The 16,167-nt window shown below is 46.2% G+C and carries 17 protein-coding genes; 7 read left to right on the forward strand and 10 right to left on the reverse strand.

All coding sequences use genetic code 11. The features are described from left to right. Positions 1-54: 54 nt before the first annotated feature. From A9237_RS01255 to A9237_RS01265, 3 genes are all read left to right on the forward strand, one after another. The gene (locus A9237_RS01255; RefSeq protein WP_078607298.1) at positions 55-1,161 is read left to right on the forward strand and encodes an HlyD family secretion protein; all 1,107 of its coding nucleotides are present in this window, start codon (positions 55-57) and stop codon (positions 1,159-1,161) included. Further along, positions 1,151-2,152, forward strand: coding sequence for a DUF2955 domain-containing protein (locus A9237_RS01260; RefSeq protein WP_078607300.1), 1,002 nt, complete (start codon positions 1,151-1,153; stop codon positions 2,150-2,152). Before A9237_RS01255 ends, A9237_RS01260 begins: the two co-directional genes overlap by 11 nt. 133 nt (positions 2,153-2,285) lie before the next feature. Beyond that, positions 2,286-3,305, forward strand: coding sequence for an FUSC family protein (locus A9237_RS01265; RefSeq protein WP_078607302.1), 1,020 nt, complete (start codon positions 2,286-2,288; stop codon positions 3,303-3,305). Positions 3,306-3,371: 66 nt separating this feature from the next. Here A9237_RS01265 and A9237_RS01270 read toward each other — a convergent pair whose 3' ends face one another. Continuing rightward, positions 3,372-4,241 carry a LysR family transcriptional regulator gene (locus tag A9237_RS01270; RefSeq protein WP_078607304.1) on the reverse strand — a complete coding sequence of 290 codons (870 nt, stop codon included), beginning with the start codon at positions 4,239-4,241 and terminating at the stop codon, positions 3,372-3,374. A gap of 112 nt (positions 4,242-4,353) precedes the next feature. On the opposite strand from A9237_RS01270, the gene A9237_RS01275 reads away from it, so the two are divergent. The 4 genes from A9237_RS01275 to A9237_RS01290 all read left to right on the forward strand — a co-directional run bounded on the left by A9237_RS01275 (position 4,354) and on the right by A9237_RS01290 (position 7,471). Next, positions 4,354-5,565 (forward strand): MFS transporter, encoded by a 1,212-nt coding sequence (locus A9237_RS01275; RefSeq protein ID WP_078607306.1) that lies wholly within the window; start codon positions 4,354-4,356, stop codon positions 5,563-5,565. 82 nt (positions 5,566-5,647) lie between these two features. Continuing rightward, the gene (locus tag A9237_RS01280) at positions 5,648-6,229 is read left to right on the forward strand and encodes a DUF1415 domain-containing protein (protein ID WP_078607308.1); all 582 of its coding nucleotides are present in this window, start codon (positions 5,648-5,650) and stop codon (positions 6,227-6,229) included. A 108-nt stretch (positions 6,230-6,337) separates the two neighbouring features. Next, a complete protein-coding gene (locus A9237_RS01285; protein ID WP_005445519.1) occupies positions 6,338-6,913 on the forward strand; it encodes a nucleoside triphosphate pyrophosphohydrolase family protein in 576 nt (191 codons plus the stop codon). A gap of 234 nt (positions 6,914-7,147) precedes the next feature. Further along, positions 7,148-7,471, forward strand: coding sequence for a hypothetical protein (locus tag A9237_RS01290; RefSeq protein ID WP_078607310.1), 324 nt, complete (start codon positions 7,148-7,150; stop codon positions 7,469-7,471). 53 nt (positions 7,472-7,524) lie between these two features. Here the strand turns inward: A9237_RS01290 and btuD are convergent, their stop codons facing one another. The 9 genes from btuD to A9237_RS01335 form a co-directional block, all read right to left on the reverse strand. Further along, on the reverse strand, positions 7,525-8,292 hold the full coding sequence (gene btuD / locus A9237_RS01295; RefSeq protein ID WP_020197785.1) for a vitamin B12 ABC transporter ATP-binding protein BtuD: 768 nt from the start codon (positions 8,290-8,292) through the stop codon (positions 7,525-7,527). After that, positions 8,279-9,274, reverse strand: coding sequence for a vitamin B12 ABC transporter permease BtuC (gene btuC, locus A9237_RS01300; protein ID WP_009697375.1), 996 nt, complete (start codon positions 9,272-9,274; stop codon positions 8,279-8,281). The genes btuD and btuC overlap by 14 nt, the downstream gene beginning before the upstream one ends. Before the next feature lie 102 nt (positions 9,275-9,376). Continuing rightward, positions 9,377-10,405 carry a succinylglutamate desuccinylase gene (locus tag A9237_RS01305; protein WP_050924730.1) on the reverse strand — a complete coding sequence of 343 codons (1,029 nt, stop codon included), beginning with the start codon at positions 10,403-10,405 and terminating at the stop codon, positions 9,377-9,379. Between the two features lie 238 nt (positions 10,406-10,643). Beyond that, a complete protein-coding gene (locus A9237_RS01310) occupies positions 10,644-12,443 on the reverse strand; it encodes a M3 family oligoendopeptidase (protein ID WP_078607312.1) in 1,800 nt (599 codons plus the stop codon). Between the two features lie 82 nt (positions 12,444-12,525). Further along, complete coding sequence (cobC, locus tag A9237_RS01315) at positions 12,526-13,140, reverse strand: alpha-ribazole phosphatase (protein ID WP_078607314.1); 615 nt, start codon at positions 13,138-13,140, stop codon at positions 12,526-12,528. After that, complete coding sequence (gene cobU / locus A9237_RS01320; protein ID WP_078607316.1) at positions 13,137-13,685, reverse strand: bifunctional adenosylcobinamide kinase/adenosylcobinamide-phosphate guanylyltransferase; 549 nt, start codon at positions 13,683-13,685, stop codon at positions 13,137-13,139. The genes cobC and cobU overlap by 4 nt, the downstream gene beginning before the upstream one ends. After that, positions 13,682-14,488, reverse strand: coding sequence for an adenosylcobinamide-GDP ribazoletransferase (locus A9237_RS01325; RefSeq protein WP_078607317.1), 807 nt, complete (start codon positions 14,486-14,488; stop codon positions 13,682-13,684). Before A9237_RS01325 ends, cobU begins: the two co-directional genes overlap by 4 nt. Continuing rightward, positions 14,488-15,531, reverse strand: a complete 1,044-nt coding sequence (gene cobT, locus A9237_RS01330) for a nicotinate-nucleotide--dimethylbenzimidazole phosphoribosyltransferase (RefSeq protein ID WP_078607319.1) — start codon at positions 15,529-15,531, stop codon at positions 14,488-14,490. The genes A9237_RS01325 and cobT overlap by 1 nt, the downstream gene beginning before the upstream one ends. Positions 15,532-15,550: 19 nt before the next feature. Next, complete coding sequence (locus A9237_RS01335; protein ID WP_078607321.1) at positions 15,551-16,162, reverse strand: flavin reductase family protein; 612 nt, start codon at positions 16,160-16,162, stop codon at positions 15,551-15,553. Between the last annotated feature and the right edge of the window lie 5 nt (positions 16,163-16,167).

A 16,167-nucleotide genomic window follows, 5' to 3' on the forward strand; every position in this document is an offset into this window, starting at 1 on the left:
GTTGCGTCATTCATAAACTCTGACCGTTCTCTTCTACCATCAGTGAGTGTGAATATGTCAGAGACAGCAGCAGAAAACCAAGTAAGCCAGACGCCGCAACCTGTTAATAAGGTCAAGCGCACAACCAATGCATTATTGGCACTCACTATGGTGTCCATTGGTACAGCGATTGTGGCAGATCGCATCATTCCGACGACCGATAATGTCCGCGTGGAAGGCAATGTCGTCTCATTGATCCCACAAGTCTCTGGTCAAGTTGACAGCGTCAGCATTAAGCCAAATACCGAAGTCAAAAAAGGCGATGTGCTACTGCAAATTAATACCACCGATCACCAGATTGCGGTCAAGCAAGCAGAAGCAAAGCTCAAAATCGCAGGACAGAATGTTGGCTCGCAAATGGCAGGTGTGATGTCGGCACAAGCTCAATTGACCACCGCGATCGTCGCACAAGAAAATGCTAAACGCCAAGGGCAGCGAGTTTTAGCCATGGCGGAAAAAGGCGTGGTTTCAAAATCAGATGCAGACACTACTCGCGCGGCCATTGATAAAGCGAATGCCGATGTCGTTAACGCCAAAGCGAACCTAGAAAAAGCAAAAGCTCACGTGGGAGCGGCAGGTGAAGAGAACGCTCAGATCCAATCGGCTTTACTAGAACTGCAACAAGCGCAACTGAATTTATCACGCACGACAATGCGAGCACCTTCTGATGGCGCTGTGACCAATTTTAATTTGTCTCAAGGGGCTTATGCCACAGCAGGTTCTCCTTTGATGACGTTTGTCGAAAGCGACGGTTTATGGCTTGAAGCCTTCTTCCGCGAAAACAGCATGGGCAACATTAACGCCGGAGATAAAGTTGAAATTGCACTCGATTATGCTCCCGGACAAACCTTCTCTGGCACAGTATCTTCAGTAGATTTAGGGGTTGCATGGGGCGCGAATAATCAGCCAGGCACCTTAGCCACCGTGAAAAATCAAAATGGTTGGCTGCGCGATACACAACGTATGCCCGTGACCATTAAGCTCGATGATAAACATGCGGCTGACTTCATGCGCATCGGTGGACAAGCAGATGTGGTGATCTACACAGAGAGCAACGCTCTATTTAACTTTCTGGGTAAGGTTTGGATCAATTTAGTGAGCGTGTTCTCTTATGTTAGATAGTCTGACTCAAGCACAAGAACGTCGAATACTGCGCTATGTTGTCACTGTAGGTTTGGCTACTTTTATCGCATTATGGTTTAACTGGCCTTTGGCATTTTGTACGCCTCTTTTGACGGCAAAATTCATCGTCGATAAACCGCAATTTCATATTTTGCATGTCAAACAACTTGGCTATGCGTTGATCTCCACCGCGGTCATTGGCTTTTTGGTATCGAGCGGCTTACCAGAGTACAAAATAGGTTTTCTGGCGGTACTGTCATTGGGCATGCTGTGGAGCTATTACCTATTTACCGATCCGAAATGGGTAATGTTTGCCACCTTCTTGATGATTGCCCTGATTTTGATTCCATCGGTTACCATCATCGACAAGCAAGCCGCGTTAGACGTAGGCATCGGTTTTGCGTTTTCTGGTATCGTCGCTGTAGCGCTTTACGGGGTGTCGCATATTTACTTACCTGAAGAAGATGCAACTGAGTTTGAAGGCTTTCCCCCTTCCCCTCTAACTCAAGAAGTACGTTGGAATGCCGCGATTCGAGCGTGGATGATGTCGTTTCCCTTAGTTTGTTTTTATTTCTATTTCCAACTGTCACAAATATTGCTCACGGTTGCGTTTGTCATGCTGCTTTCTCTGATGGCAACCAGCGACAAAGCGGGCAAGACATCATTGTTTTTTGTTATCAGTAATGTGTTAGGAGGACTACTCGCTTTCGCCGCTTTCGTTACCATTTCTTTGGTGCCAAATATGTATATCTACATGCTCGTGATGTTGGTGGTTATTACGTTACTTGGGACCAAGATTTACACCGAGCCCGCCAAATCCCCAGTCTACGCCACTGCATTTACGGGTTTTATGGTGTTAATGGGCACCTCCATGAGCAGCGGGGCGCTAGACGATAAGTTCTACGTTCGAATATGGCAGTTAGTGTTGGTCGTTGCTTACATGGTATTTGTGACCTATTTCTTCGAATCTCGCGACAAAAAGGCCCCGTAGTCACATTAAGCTTGGGCATTTTATGCTGCTCAAGCTTTCATCACTATTGTCGCAAACTGGCAATGAATATTTCATCAAATTGGTAATCTCATACCTTTCATATTGTTATTCACTGAAGGATGGGAAATACGCCATGCTCGATTCACTCGCTCAAAAATTCATTCCACCAAAGCCCTACCTTGTGCTAGGCAACCGCATGTTTTTGCTTTCTATCGTGCTGCTTATCATCAGCGCGTATTTTTATGATGTCGGAGAAGCTTTTGTGGCGGTGGAAGTGGGAATCATCCACTACCTATACAATCTCAAATTCAGTACGACAAAAGACACCCTACTAGGTAGCCTCCATCCTTTGGTCATGACATTAGTTGCGGTACCACTTTCCATGGTACCTATCACTTATGCACCTTTTACTAGTGCGCTGTTTGCCTTCTTGCTCGTCATAACAGAGCGCGATAAACACCACCAAGGAGTACCAAAGTACATTCTGCCGCTGACGTTTATGTTGTTATCGATGATGATGCCGGTAGATATCCCAGCCACAGAACTTATGCTTCAACGTTCAGTATCGGTTGTGCTTGGCATCACTGTGGCGATCATTGCTAGTACGCTGGTTTGGAAAAACGCCAACGCCCAGAATGGCTCGACGAACACCACACATAAAATAGATCGCGTTGATCTCAAGTACTCCAGTCGCAAAGCGCTAGGGATTGGCTTGGTGCTCTCGTTAGGTATATGGGGTGGCACAGGAGCCGTTTTAGGTGCATACCTATTTATGATGATCCACAGCCCGTTCAGCAAAGATTTAGCACCGAAAGCTTGGCAACGTTTGAACGGAACCTTGCTTGGCGCATTAGTTTATTTGCCTGTGGGATTGCTATTGGGCTCGTTCAACTCCCACATGGCAATGACAATAACCATGTGGGTTTTGGTCATCGCTTCGTTATACGGCATCCTTGTGTATCTCGAACACAACTACACCATTGCCACAGCTTGCATCATGCTGCTTATTCTTACTGTATCGGTGAGCCCTTTTAATCCGGAAATGGCTGAATTGATCTTTTCGCAGCGAATATTGTTCACCGTAATTGGCGGCGCTACCATGGTGGCTCTTGGGGTTTTGATACCACTTAATGAGAAAGAGATAACTGCATAAAAAAGAAAAGCCTCCCAATTAAAGGGAGGCTTTCCATTGAACAGTTTGGTTTTAATTGGATGCAAATCAAACATACCGCTTCACAAAGTCAATAAAAGTTCGGTCGGCAATGGATAGATAGCCTTGTTTTCGCCACGCGAGTGCAAGGTCGAGCTTAACGCTCGGTACAAATGGAATACCCACTACACCTTGCTCATGTTGTGTCACCAGTTCTAGAAGCGCGGTAATAGCAAATTCTTGTTTAACGATACTCAGAATGAGCGGCAGCAAGTTGGTTTCAAATGAGGACTTCATTGTAAAGCCATGCTCTTCGCTGACGTGGTCTAAGAATTCTCGGTGGAAGTAGCCATGTTGGAACATCACCAAATCATGCTCGAAAAACTGATCAAATGTGATCGCGTTGTGCTGAGCTAAGTCATGTTCCGGAGCCACAACAGCAACCATTTGGCTAGTAAACAGATGGTCAGTTTCTAAGTCTTCTGGTACATCGTCACAACTGATCACGCCAATATCGAGCTGTCCATTAAGTAACATTCGGCGGATAGACTGAGTACCCGCCTCCACCAGCGTCAGCTTTAAATCTGGATACTGGCTCTTAAACGCCATGACAATTCGAGGGAAAAAATAGCTGCCCATCATTGAAGGCGTACCAAGGCGCACTTCCCCTTTGGCTAAACCTTTGAGTTCATCAATTGCTAACTGCGCATCGTGTAACTGCTGAATTACTCGCTTAGCGTGAACCAACAGGGTTTCCCCTTCTTTGGTTAAGCTGATTTTCTTTTCTTCTCGGCGAAACAGCGTCACACCAAGAGACTGTTCGAACTTCTTAATTGAAATACTTAACGCTGGCTGAGCAATGTGCAAAGCCTTGGCTGCATGAGTGATGTTGCCATGTTCCGCGACCGCTAAAAAGTGTTTGAGTTGCTTCGATTCCATTAGATCAAAAATATATACCAACCATATTTTTAATATATTTTTTCAATCCACAACTAACTGATAGATTGATCACAGTTTCTTTATATTTGCTCGCTCGCATTAGGCAGGACTCATGGTCAGTTTCGGCACTCCGGAATACAAACGCATTACGCTATCTCTGGCGCTCGGCTCGTTTTTGGTTTTCTCGAACCTTTATCTCCTTCAACCGATGCTGCCAAGCTTTGCGGCGCACTTTCAGATCTCGGAAACTCAGGTCAACTGGCTATTCGCCGCTACCACACTGGCTCTCTCCTTTAGCTTGGTCCCGATGGCTGTGCTCTCTGAATCGATTGGGCGCAAACCTGTAATGATGTTTGGTCTGTTTTCGATCCCTGCTATCTCCGCATTAATGCTGCTTGGCGATTCGTTTTTGTTCTTAGTAGTTTGCCGCGCTTTGATCGGTGTTGCGCTTGCCGCGTTTGCCGCTGTTGCCGTTGCTTATATGGCGGAAGAGCTAGATAAACACGCATTTTCAATGGCGATCGGTACTTATATCGCAGCCAATTCATTGGGAGGGATCGCAGGACGTATCAGCGGAGGTTTGCTGGCAGACAACTTCAGCATCGACGTCGCCATCGAAGTTATGATGCTATTCACCCTTATCGGCGTGGTTAGCGTGCATTACTTGCTACCAAAACAGAAAAACTTTACCCCTTCGTCGAGCAGTTTAAGGCACCACAATAAAGCTATTATCGGACACTTCAAAAATCAACGTGTGTGGTTCGCCATGCTGATTGGCGGTTTGAACTTTGCGTTGTTCGTTAATCTTTATTCGGTAATGGGATTCCGCTTGGTCAGTGCGCCACATAATGTGCCTGTCGGGTTAGCTTCTCTCATATTTGTTTGCTACCTAGGTGGTACGTTTTCTTCCCGTTGTGCCGGACATTGGAGTAAACGCTTTTCGCCGATACTTGGCATGTTTTTGGGCTCTATCGTCAGTATGGCAGGCATGTGGATCGCAGTAATTGAAAGCATACCTGCAATGTTGACAGGTTTGTTATTGATCAGCTTCGGTGCGTTCTTCACTCACACGCTAGCCTACGGTTGGGTTGGACAAAACGCAACACAAGCAAAAGCGACGGCGACCGCATTGTATCTCGTGCATTACTACATTGGCGGCAGTTTAGGTGGATTCCTATTGCTCTATTGCTGGCAAAACGGCGGTTGGTCGAGTGTACTCATCGGTGGCAGTGCACTGTACATTGCCATGTTCGCTGCTATCGCATTCTTAAAACACATCACAGAGCGAATCGACGCTGGCGATAACGCAGATATAACTGCTTAGTAAGGCGTTAAGCCCTATTGATTTTATGTTGTGGCGTTGGTCTGCTATGCTTGCGCCACATTCATAAAAGCAAGAAAGTCGTATGCCAACGCGCTCAACACAAGAATCACCAAACACCGATATCAATGCGATCACAGAGCAAGTCGATCAGTGGCTCAATGATGTCGTGATCGGGTTAAATCTCTGCCCGTTCGCCGCTAAGCCACAGCGAAATAAACAAATCAAAATCTTCGTTAGTGAAGCCTCGCAAGAAGAAGCTCTACTTGAAGACATTTTGCTGCAACTGATCGAACTCAGTAATACCGAGCCAGAAAAACTGGAGACAACCTTGGTTGTGGTTCCAAACATGCTGCAAGATTTCTGGGATTACAACTTCTTCATTGATTGGGTTGAAGGCTTGATCAAACAGCAAGATTGGGAAGGCATTTTCCAAGTTGCAACCTTCCATCCTGATTACTGCTTTGGCGGAGCAGAACCAGAAGATGATGAAAACCTGACGAATCGCTCTCCATACCCAGTGTTTCATTTGATCCGTGAAGAGAGCATGGAAAAGGTACTTAAACACTACCCTGATCCAGAGTCCATTCCAGATACCAATATTGCACGTGTCTCAGCGCTTTCAGAGGAAGAACGTCAGAAGCTCTTCCCTTACCTATTCCGCTAAAACTCACTCCCCAAGAGACAGAATTCTAACCAGTTAGAATGGGATCGCTTGGGGATTAAAGTTCGGTTTGATATGATTGCGACTTCAATCGATTCAATGGACATTAGAATGCAACTGTCAAAGCTAACCCAAGAGATTTTTGATCACCTATACCGTGACATTACCGAGTTCCGTAGCACTTTCGACCTACCAGTGGCGGATGTTGCAAGCCTAGACGCACAAGCAGATACGCTACACACTTCTCTTGCGATCGAAGAGCTTACTGAACTAGCGGAAGCGGATTGCAAAACCGAGCAAGCAGACGCAATCATTGACAGCGTTTACGTTCTAATGGGCCGTCTAGTACACCTTGGTGACAGCAAAGTTGAAGATAACCTAGCGATCAGCTACTTGATCGATCTACTGCTTAACGTAGCGGTGAACCGTGGTATCGACTTTATTCCTTGCTGGGACGAAGTGCACTCAAGCAACATGAGCAAAGTGTGTCGCAACGAACAAGAATACGCAGAAACAGAAGCTTTCTACGCTGAACAAGGCATCAAGCTGATGGCGGTTCAAAAAGGCGAATACATCATTGCAAAATGTGCAGAAGATTTTGTATCTGAAGGCAAAACGGTACGTAAAGGCAAGGTTCTAAAATCAGTTTACTACCGCCCTGCAGACCTTAAGCCACTTACACAGTAAGTCGTCGATTAGGCACTACAAATAAAATTCAGCGCCCACAATACTCGATATTGTGGGCGCTTTTTTATTCTGCTCAAAGCCTAATTACTCAAACGTTAAACCTCATCGAATCTCCGGTCAATGAATCCTAATCCATGCTTTTAACTCCACTAAACACCTGTTCAGTATTTATTGATATTTCTAAGGTCTATCCCTCTGATAACCTAATCTCAATTACCATATCGTGGATTACCTATGATTCATATATCTCAGGTGTTGCCGTTAGTCGAAAAACAGCTCAAAGAATTGCAGCCTAAAGAAGCGGTAGAGTTTAAGACTTACAAAAGAGATCGCGGTTTTCTAATTTACTGTATAGCAGATAGCCAGTTCCAAGTTGTTGAAACGGGGTATCATAATCAGACGATGACAGGAGATTTGGTCAGTACGCGTAAACACGTTAAGAAAGCCCTCCGACGAGAGTTTCCGAGAAGTAATAAAGTTTGGGTGGAGTACTTTCAGAGTGTCGATAACCCATTAGATATCAAGAAATCCCATTCACATCAGATGCCTCTGTTTTAGTCTCTCAACAAATAAACGCTTGGCATCTGGATGCTCTGTATTTCTTTAGGATACTAATCAAAAATTAGATACGGCCTTTCTTCTACCAAGACCTTCTTAACTTGTGTTTGGAACACCTCAGCTAATCCTTCTTCTGATAGCACTTCGTCGGCGTTACCGGAAGAATGCAATACGCCGTTATTGAGCAGCAGTACCTTGTCAGCATGCCTAAGCGTTCGGTTTAGGTCGTGGTTTGCGACCAACACCCCAATACCTTGCGCAGCGACGGCATTAATGAGCTGATATAGCAGTCCTTCTTGGGCAATATCGAGCGGCGCTGCAGGTTCATCCAAAATCAATAACTGAGAGTAAGGGTTAATCGTACGCCACACTTGCAAACACACTCCGGCTAGACGGACACGTTGCCATTCACCGCCGGATAATGTCTGAATACTTCGATGAAGCTTGTCTTGCAGTTGCACCAGTTCAATAACGATATTAACAGCATCTCTTACTTTGTCATCGCTGATATTGGCACCCATAGGCAATGAAAGTGCTAAGTATTGAAAGACATCAACATTGAATGCGGGCCTTGATTGCTGACACAAATACCCACGGATATGCGCTTGTTCTGAAAGTGGCATTGTGAGCAGGTCGTTATTGTCGACAAGCACTTCCCCACTCACGCCTTCACGCTGAGTTAAGGTGCCAGATATCGCACCAAGCAATGTACTCTTTCCTGAGCCGTTTGGACCCACGACATGAACAACCTCACCCGGCTTACATTCAAAGGAGAGCGGTAGCAGTCGACTTCCCACTGCGATGTGCTTAACGTGCATCATGACTTTTCACCAGCATCCAAATGAAGATAGGTGCGCCGATAGAAGTGGTCATCACTCCAAGCGGCAGCTCAGCAGAATCGAGCAACAAACGCGCGCCGATATCAGCAAACACTAATAAGGCTGCGCCAGATATTGCAGAAAGAGGCAACAGGTAACGGTTTTCTGTACCAAACGCTAATCGAAGCAGATGCGGCACGACTAAGCCCACAAAGCTAATGATCCCCCCCAATGCAACGGAACCACCAACGAGAATGGAAATTGCCAAAATGAGTTTCCAGCGCATCTGATGAACATCAATACCTAGTTGAGTGGCATGGATTTCCCCAAGCATCAACTTATCAAGCGGTTTGCCCTTGCAGCAGAGCCAAATTAGCACAGGTAGCATGACCAAAGTAACCGTGTGCTGATACCAACTTGCTCCACCAATGCTCCCCATTAGCCAATACATTAACTGACGCAGGCTCAAGTCATCGCTAAAGTAGAATGCCCACGTCACAATTGCGCTCGACAAAATACCCAGAGCAACACCGACGAGCAGCAACCGTGCGGTAGTAAGATGCATTGCCCTAGCGATACCAACCAAAATAACAGTAAACAACATCGAACCGGCAATGGCAGCCAACATAAAGATCATTGGAGACGGTAAAACTGGCAAGGCAAACATGACGAGCACCATTGCCAAGCTCGCGCCACCGGAGATCCCGAGAACGCCGGGTTCGGCTAATACGTTCCCGAGTAGAACTTGTAAGGTAGCACCAGAGACCGCCAATGCTGCCCCGATAATGGCAGCAGAAACCAAACGTGGCAGGCGTAAATCCAACAAGAGTTTTTGTTCAAATGCAGAGAGAGACTGAAAAGGAGAAAGGAATACCTCTCCGACCATCAAGTGGATAGCAGAGAGCAGCACGAGAATCACTGACATGATTAAAAGATTGCGTTGCCAGCGTCGTTCCTTGTTCAGGATAAGTTGTTGAAAATCCATAGTAGCCGATAAATACAAACGAGGCTTAACCTTACAGTTAAGCCTCGGTAAATTGCAAATGTGTTCTTACGCTTTATTCGCTGAAATTAAAGCGATATGGCATTAATCGTAGACTAACTCACCATCTTCGTAGCGCGTTTTCACTTCACACACCATTAATGCTGCGCGTTGACCAATCGCGACGTGGCGATTTGGGAAAACAACGGCTTCGTTATCGTTCTTCGCCATCAATGGTTTGTCACCATCGTGACCAAACACTTCGCCGTGAACGAATGAGGTGAAGTTCTCAACATTGTCATCAAACATGAAATCGAAATCTTCGTGCAAGCGCACAATCGTACGACTAACACGGTACTTGATACATGGTTTAGACAAGTGCTCCGCTTTCGCCTCTGCAATTAAGTTACGCAGTGACAAATCGAACGCAGTCAGTTTGTCTAAGTCGTTTTCACCAATGCGAGCCACACGACCAAGCTCCATCGTCAAAGCTTGAGCGCCGTAGTTCTCTGCACTGAACCAGCTGAATGTGCTGGTTGGCGAGTTAGAAAGCAGCACCGCTTCAATATGCGCACTGTCGAGAAAATCAATCAAGGCTTTGCTACGTACAGGATGACGCGTTTTCGGACTCACCGCAAAGGTGTAGTGCTTTGAATCACGGATCGCACAGTGCAAATCTAAGTGCCAGCGTGTTTCCGCTGTCGTATCTTGATAGAAATCTCTGACTAACAATTTGAGAGTATCAGCAATCGCAAGCTCTTTAGTCGGCTCGTGCTCTTTCTCATCAAACAGTCGGTTAAGGTTTTCTTCTAAAAATCGCGTATGTGCCAGCGTGGATTCTGGATGAGCGATAATGAATAAGCATCGAGCCTCGACTTTCTGGAAGCCAGATTCGATGTCTTTGATAATTGAATCCACCAGCTCCATCGGTGCGGTTTCATCCCCGTGGACACCACAAGAGATGATGACGTTCTTTGTTTCCTGAGTGTATTCATCAGGAATCACTTCTAGCACACCACGCTGATAGAGTTTAAGTTTTACACCATTAGACAGCACCTGCTCCGCTGGCGCGACATCAATATGAACATCTAACGTGTCAGTTAAAAACGATTGGCGAAAGAGAGACTTCGTCATGCGTTACTCCTTAATAGCACGGCGGGTATGTTAATAAATTGTACAAAGGATTTTTGTTGTTGCGATCCCACTTATGAGTAGAAGCCACCAAATTTATTTAAAATCCCATACCTTTTCGCGCCATGCACTCAAATCAAGCATTGAGGCGTTTATTTTTTAAACAATTACAAAGTGTTAGGGCTGTGAACTTTACCACAGCCCTAAAGAAGATCATTATGATTTGATCAACTTTTAGCGTTTATTCACCACGTTGTGCGAGTAAACGTTCAAATTCGTCTACTTTGTCACGAACTAGCTCCACACTTTGCTGCCAAAATTCTGGTTGCGTCAGGTCCATTGAAAGGTGCTTGTCTACAACTTCTTCAGCCATCATGTTGCCAGTGTCACGTAATAGATCTACGTAATCGTCGTAGAAACGCTCCCCTTTAGCTTCACGTTGAGCGTAGATACCTTTACTGAACAAGAAGCCGAACAGATATGGGTAGTTGTAGAAGCTCACCCCAGAGATTGAGAAGTGCAGTTTGCTCGCCCAGAAATAAGGGTCAGCTTCGCTCATCACATCGCCATACCAATCTTTCCACGTTTCTGACATCAGCTCACAGAAGTCATCTGCTGTCAGTTCGCCTTCTTGGCGACGCTCGTAGAAAGCTTTTTCGAATTCGTAACGAACTGGAATATTGATCATCAGCGCTAACGCCGAAGAGAGCTCTTCCCACAGCATTTCGAGCTTATCATCCACACTTTCTGCTTTTAAAATCAGATGATCGCGAACGATGTTTTCAGCGAAAATCGAGGCGGTTTCTGCCAACGTCATTGGATAGTACGTTTGGCAAAGCGGTAAGTCACGAATCACCCAGTTGTGGAAGGCGTGACCAAGCTCGTGAGCCAGCGTCATCAGGTCTGAGCGGCTACCACTCCACGTCATAAACACGAGCGGCGTACGCGTCGCTGGTAGCTTAGTACAGTATGCGCCAAGGCGTTTGTTGGCATTAGGCGCGGCATCAATCCAGCCGTTTTGTACCATCATGCGAACAAACTCGGACATGTCTGGATTCACGGTTTCGAACGCTTCACAAATGACGTCGATTGCTTCATCGAAGGGGTAAACTTTCGCTTCACCACTCAAAGCAGGTATCGCAGCAAGATGATTCCACGGTTTCATCTCATCCAGACCGTGTACCTTCGCCATCAACAAACCGGCTTTTTGACCAATCTCACGGCTGTCTTTAGCGACTTTCATCATGGCATCCAACGTTTCCGCTTTGATTCGGCTGCCATGCAAGCTTGGATCAAGGAAATGAACATCACGTTTGGTAGAACGCTTTTTATTCTCTGTTAAACGCCAACCTGAAAGCGCGTTAAGGATAGAAGCGAAAGATTCTTGATGTGTTGCCATCGCCTTTTGAACGCCACGCCATGCAGCTTCTTGGCGATCAAATTCAGAACCATAAAGAATGCTTGCTGCTTGCGAGAAGCCAAGCTCTTCACTTTCACCATCAGCGTAGTCAAGCTTCACTTTCAAAGAGCCCGTGAGGTTGTTGTATAACTTACCCCACGCAGATTTTCCATCCACGCTCATTGCCGCTAACAGCTTTTCTTCTTCGGTGCTTAAGCGTGTGTCAGCCAGTTTGCGAGAGTTTAGGATTGAAAACGCCTGACCACTGATGTCTGGATTTTCATGATCCAAAACGCGAGTAATGAACTCTTCATCAGCGTGAGTCAATTTAAGCTCAAACGCACTGTAAGCTTGAGAAAGCTCAGAGAAAATACGCGTCATACGACCCAGCAGTGCTTTCGCCTCTGCATTTGTCGCATCCACAGACGCGTAACAGTTAGCGAAGTTCGCAATAGTGCCAGCCAAACGGCTTGCCGCCTCACTGGTTAAGATTGCGTTTTGCATCACTTCAACAGAGTTACAATCAGCAGACTGTTTATTGAGTAGGTCAATGCATTGCTCTACAAGGGCAATGTCATCTTGAATTCGTGGGTCAGCGAGATCGTTATAAACGATGGATAAATCCCAGCTAGGAGCGGTCATTTATGGTTCCTTTTGATGTAATCGAGCCAGCCCTTTTCTCTCTTAAACTCGGTAGAGATCCAAGCGTTGGCTACTTCCGTGACTAATTTTCAAATAGTGGTACGCCTATCGAACGAACTGAGGCGTAAATCTGATCATCGATGGTAATTGTTATATGTGTTACTGACGCATTTCCTATCGCTAATGTCGAATACCATCGCGGATTGCGCCAATCTACACCCAATACATGGGCAAGAATCATTCTAATTACGCCACCATGCGTGACAATTAGCAAGTTGTCATTGATATCGTTGATGATTTGAGACCAAGCACAAGTTACACGATGAGAGAAATCATCCAAGCTCTCCGCATTCGGTAAGGTGTGTTGTGCCGGTGCTTTCCAAAATGCATCGAGCTTATTCCAGTGCTCAGAAAGCATGTCAAATGGGATGCCGTCGAAATCACCAAAATCCAATTCTTGAAGTTGTGGTTCCACACTTAAAGGCAAAAGTTGCTGCTCAGCGAGTATGTCAGCAAGATAGTGACAACGTGACAACGGAGAGCTGATGATCCCTTCTACTTCTCGACCCGTCTGTTGCCAGGCTTGTGCAATTTTGCGTTGCTCAGCTTCATCGACTTTTAAATCGGTTTGTCCGTGTAAACCTGGGGCTGCGTTCACTTTCCCGTGTCGCAGTAAGTAGATATTCAACGTTTTCATCTCTTCCCTTCCTGTGGTTTGAGCTCAAGTGGCAAACCCGCGGCGACAAACGTGACTTGCTCACATACGGTCGCCAGTTTTTGATTCATCCGTCCCGCATTATCAACAAAGTAACGGCTGACGGCGCCAAGCGGCACAATGCCCATCCCGACTTCGTTAGAGACAAAAATCAGCGTCGCTTCAGATTGTGCTACCGCGTTCACCAGCTGATGTATCTTTTCCTCTAACCGCTCATTACAGCAGTCATCACCAAGTTCAAAGATCCAGTTGTTGAGCCAAAGCGTGAGGCAGTCAACTAACACGACATCTTGAGACGAAAACTCACAAATGAGCTCAGGCAAGTTAAGCGAACATTCATGTTCAATCCACCCGGTCCCTCGCTGCAGTTTATGGTGAGCAATGCGTTGCCTCATTTCATCATCAAAAGGCAATGCCGTCGCCACATAGTGAAGCGTTCCGTTTTTGTTTTGTGCCGACTGTTGCGCCCTGCTCTCTGCTAAGCTCGACTTTCCTGAGCGCGCACCACCTAGAATAAGTTGCTTCATAATGAATGACTAAATGCGATAAGAGTGAGATAAACAAGCAACTCTGCAAGCTGCTGCGCGGCACCAAGGCAGTCGCCAGTAAATCCGCCGATACGTTTGGTCAGCCAGCGTTTATAGCCGACACGAAACAGTGCCAATACCAATACAATAACAACAGCCTGAGTCACACCCAGTAACAACGTTACAACCCCACCAGTTAAGAGCAGTATCGCGACTTCCAAGCTCGATTGCTTATTCGCTAACGGTTTACTTTTCGAGGTATCCGTGTCACTGACGTAAGGCATGTCATATATGAGAGTGGCAGCCAGTGCTCGGCTCACTGTGTACGCCACGACGATCATTAGCCAAAACTGAGGCTCATTGGCTAACTCGCTCCAAAATACAAATTTCGCCAGCAGCGCCATCATTAGCGTTGCTGCTCCGTAAGTCCCGATGCGGCTGTCCTTCATGATGGTTAAGCGGCGCTCTAACGTCATACCACCGCCAATGCCATCTGCCATATCCGTTAAACCGTCCTCATGAAACGCGCCGGTAAGCAACAGGCTAAATGCCATGGTTAACACGATGGAAACTGAGTTTGGGAACAATAAACTTGCCAGTGAAAACACAGCTGCGCACAGTAGCCCAAGCAACACACCGACCAAAGCAAAGTATCTCCCCGCTTGGTTCATGCGCGTTTCACTGTAAGGTAAATCAGAAGGCACAGGTATACGGCTAAAAAAGCTTACTGCGAGCAAGAAAAGCTCACTCTGATAGCGCAAAGAACGAGTCTCTGAATGGAGTGTATTATCAGAAGCAGACACTAAACCGTCACTCCCGCACTCTCAAAGCTCGCCATGTTGTTGTAAAACTGAGCCGCCGCTTTTACGAGTGGCAAAGCAAGTGCAGCTCCGGTTCCTTCACCTAAGCGCAGTCCAAGATCTAAGAGAGGCTCCGCTTGTAAGCATTCCAGCACAAACTTGTGCCCATTCTCTTCTGAGTTATGAGCAAACAACATGTAATCTCGCGTCTCTTCATCCAATAGAGTCGCGACATAAGCGGCTACAGATACGATAAATCCATCGACCAAGACTGGCGTTTTGTGGCGTTTCGCTTCTAAGAATGCGCCAACCATTTGCACAATTTCGAACCCACCGACTTGAGCCAACGCGCCTTTGGTATCTAGATCACGACAGCGATTCACACCTTGTGCGACTAGCTTGATCTTACGGTTTAGCTGCTCTTGAGTAATGCCCGTGCCATAGCCAACGCAATGGTCGACTTCCAATGGACTCAGCGCAGTTAACAATGCCGATGCCGAACTGGTATTGCCAATCCCCATCTCACCAAACATCAACAAGTTCGAGCCATTAAGGATCGCCTGCTGCGCGACCTGGGCTCCATATTCCAAACCCAATGCAACTTGCTCTAACGACATCGCTGTTTGTTTAGCAAAATTTGCCGTGCCATTTCCCAGACGTTTCTCAATCAAGTTGGGATGATGTTTAAAGTCAGGAACTAAGGTATCGATCGGTGACAACATGCCACAATCAATGACCTTAAAGTCAATTTGGTTGAGATCGCAGAAACAGTTAATGGCAGCGCCACCTGCGAGAAAATTCGCCACCATTTGTTGAGTCACAGCGCTTGGCGCAATGCTCACCCCTTCTTCTGCGATACCATGATCACCAGCGAACACCAACATGGTTGGTTTGCGAATTTCAATTGTTTCAACCGATTGAAGCTTATCTTGACTTTGAATTAACGCCAGCTCTAGCGCTACTTTTTCGAGCAAACCAAGAGCGCCTAATGGCTTGGTTTTGTTATCAATGCGAGCTTGAATTTCTGAGGCAAAAGAGCGATCCATGATGATGATTCCTTATTCTTTATTTTGGACGAGCGACAGAAAAAGTTTTTTCTAACGTGGCGTATTCATTACCGCCTAACCGAGCTAATGGGTCTACAGCTAAGGCATCAACTTTTAAACGGTCACCCTCCATGGATATGACCCGCTCATCGACATAAATGTGTTCAATCTCTGCAAAGATTAAACTTTGCGGTGTCTCCCCCATCTCTATCACTTCATGCAACTTACAGCCGAATGCAATTGGCGCGCCCTCTAAGCGTGGTAATTCGAAACCTTGGAAATCAACCGTCTCAAGTTGAGTCGTCTCCAGTTCAGATTCCCCGTGTTCTAATGTGGCAGAAGATAAAGTGACTTTATCAGCGAGATCACTGGGTGCAATATGGATAACCAACTTATCGGTTTCTAATGCATTTCGCGTGGTGTCTTTGATGTCCCCATTGGGCTTTTTTCCCACAGAAATCATCAATAAAGGTGGACGGCTAGAAACCGCAGTAAAGTAGGAAAATGGCGCTAAGTTGAAGTTTTGCTCACCTGAGTCTGTGAGCACCCAAGCGATTGGGCGAGGAATGACAGTTTGAGTCATCAAATGGTACACCTGCGTTGGCGCAAGCGTACTGAGATCTATGTTCATACGAC

This window comes from Vibrio owensii (assembly GCF_002021755.1).
In the GTDB taxonomy this organism is placed as follows: Bacteria; Pseudomonadota; Gammaproteobacteria; order Enterobacterales; family Vibrionaceae; genus Vibrio; species Vibrio owensii.

Coding starts and splice junctions, on each gene's coding strand:
- A9237_RS01255 (WP_078607298.1), top strand. CDS start 55: ATGTCAGAGACAGCAGCAGAAAACCAAGTAAGCCAGACGCCGCAACCT.
- A9237_RS01260 (WP_078607300.1), top strand. CDS start 1,151: ATGTTAGATAGTCTGACTCAAGCACAAGAACGTCGAATACTGCGCTAT.
- A9237_RS01265 (WP_078607302.1), top strand. CDS start 2,286: ATGCTCGATTCACTCGCTCAAAAATTCATTCCACCAAAGCCCTACCTT.
- A9237_RS01270 (WP_078607304.1), bottom strand. CDS start 4,241: ATGGAATCGAAGCAACTCAAACACTTTTTAGCGGTCGCGGAACATGGC.
- A9237_RS01275 (WP_078607306.1), top strand. CDS start 4,354: ATGGTCAGTTTCGGCACTCCGGAATACAAACGCATTACGCTATCTCTG.
- A9237_RS01280 (WP_078607308.1), top strand. CDS start 5,648: ATGCCAACGCGCTCAACACAAGAATCACCAAACACCGATATCAATGCG.
- A9237_RS01285 (WP_005445519.1), top strand. CDS start 6,338: ATGCAACTGTCAAAGCTAACCCAAGAGATTTTTGATCACCTATACCGT.
- A9237_RS01290 (WP_078607310.1), top strand. CDS start 7,148: ATGATTCATATATCTCAGGTGTTGCCGTTAGTCGAAAAACAGCTCAAA.
- btuD (WP_020197785.1), bottom strand. CDS start 8,292: ATGATGCACGTTAAGCACATCGCAGTGGGAAGTCGACTGCTACCGCTC.
- btuC (WP_009697375.1), bottom strand. CDS start 9,274: ATGGATTTTCAACAACTTATCCTGAACAAGGAACGACGCTGGCAACGC.
- A9237_RS01305 (WP_050924730.1), bottom strand. CDS start 10,405: ATGACGAAGTCTCTCTTTCGCCAATCGTTTTTAACTGACACGTTAGAT.
- A9237_RS01310 (WP_078607312.1), bottom strand. CDS start 12,443: ATGACCGCTCCTAGCTGGGATTTATCCATCGTTTATAACGATCTCGCT.
- cobC (WP_078607314.1), bottom strand. CDS start 13,140: ATGAAAACGTTGAATATCTACTTACTGCGACACGGGAAAGTGAACGCA.
- cobU (WP_078607316.1), bottom strand. CDS start 13,685: ATGAAGCAACTTATTCTAGGTGGTGCGCGCTCAGGAAAGTCGAGCTTA.
- cobT (WP_078607319.1), bottom strand. CDS start 15,531: ATGGATCGCTCTTTTGCCTCAGAAATTCAAGCTCGCATTGATAACAAA.
- A9237_RS01335 (WP_078607321.1), bottom strand. CDS start 16,162: ATGAACATAGATCTCAGTACGCTTGCGCCAACGCAGGTGTACCATTTG.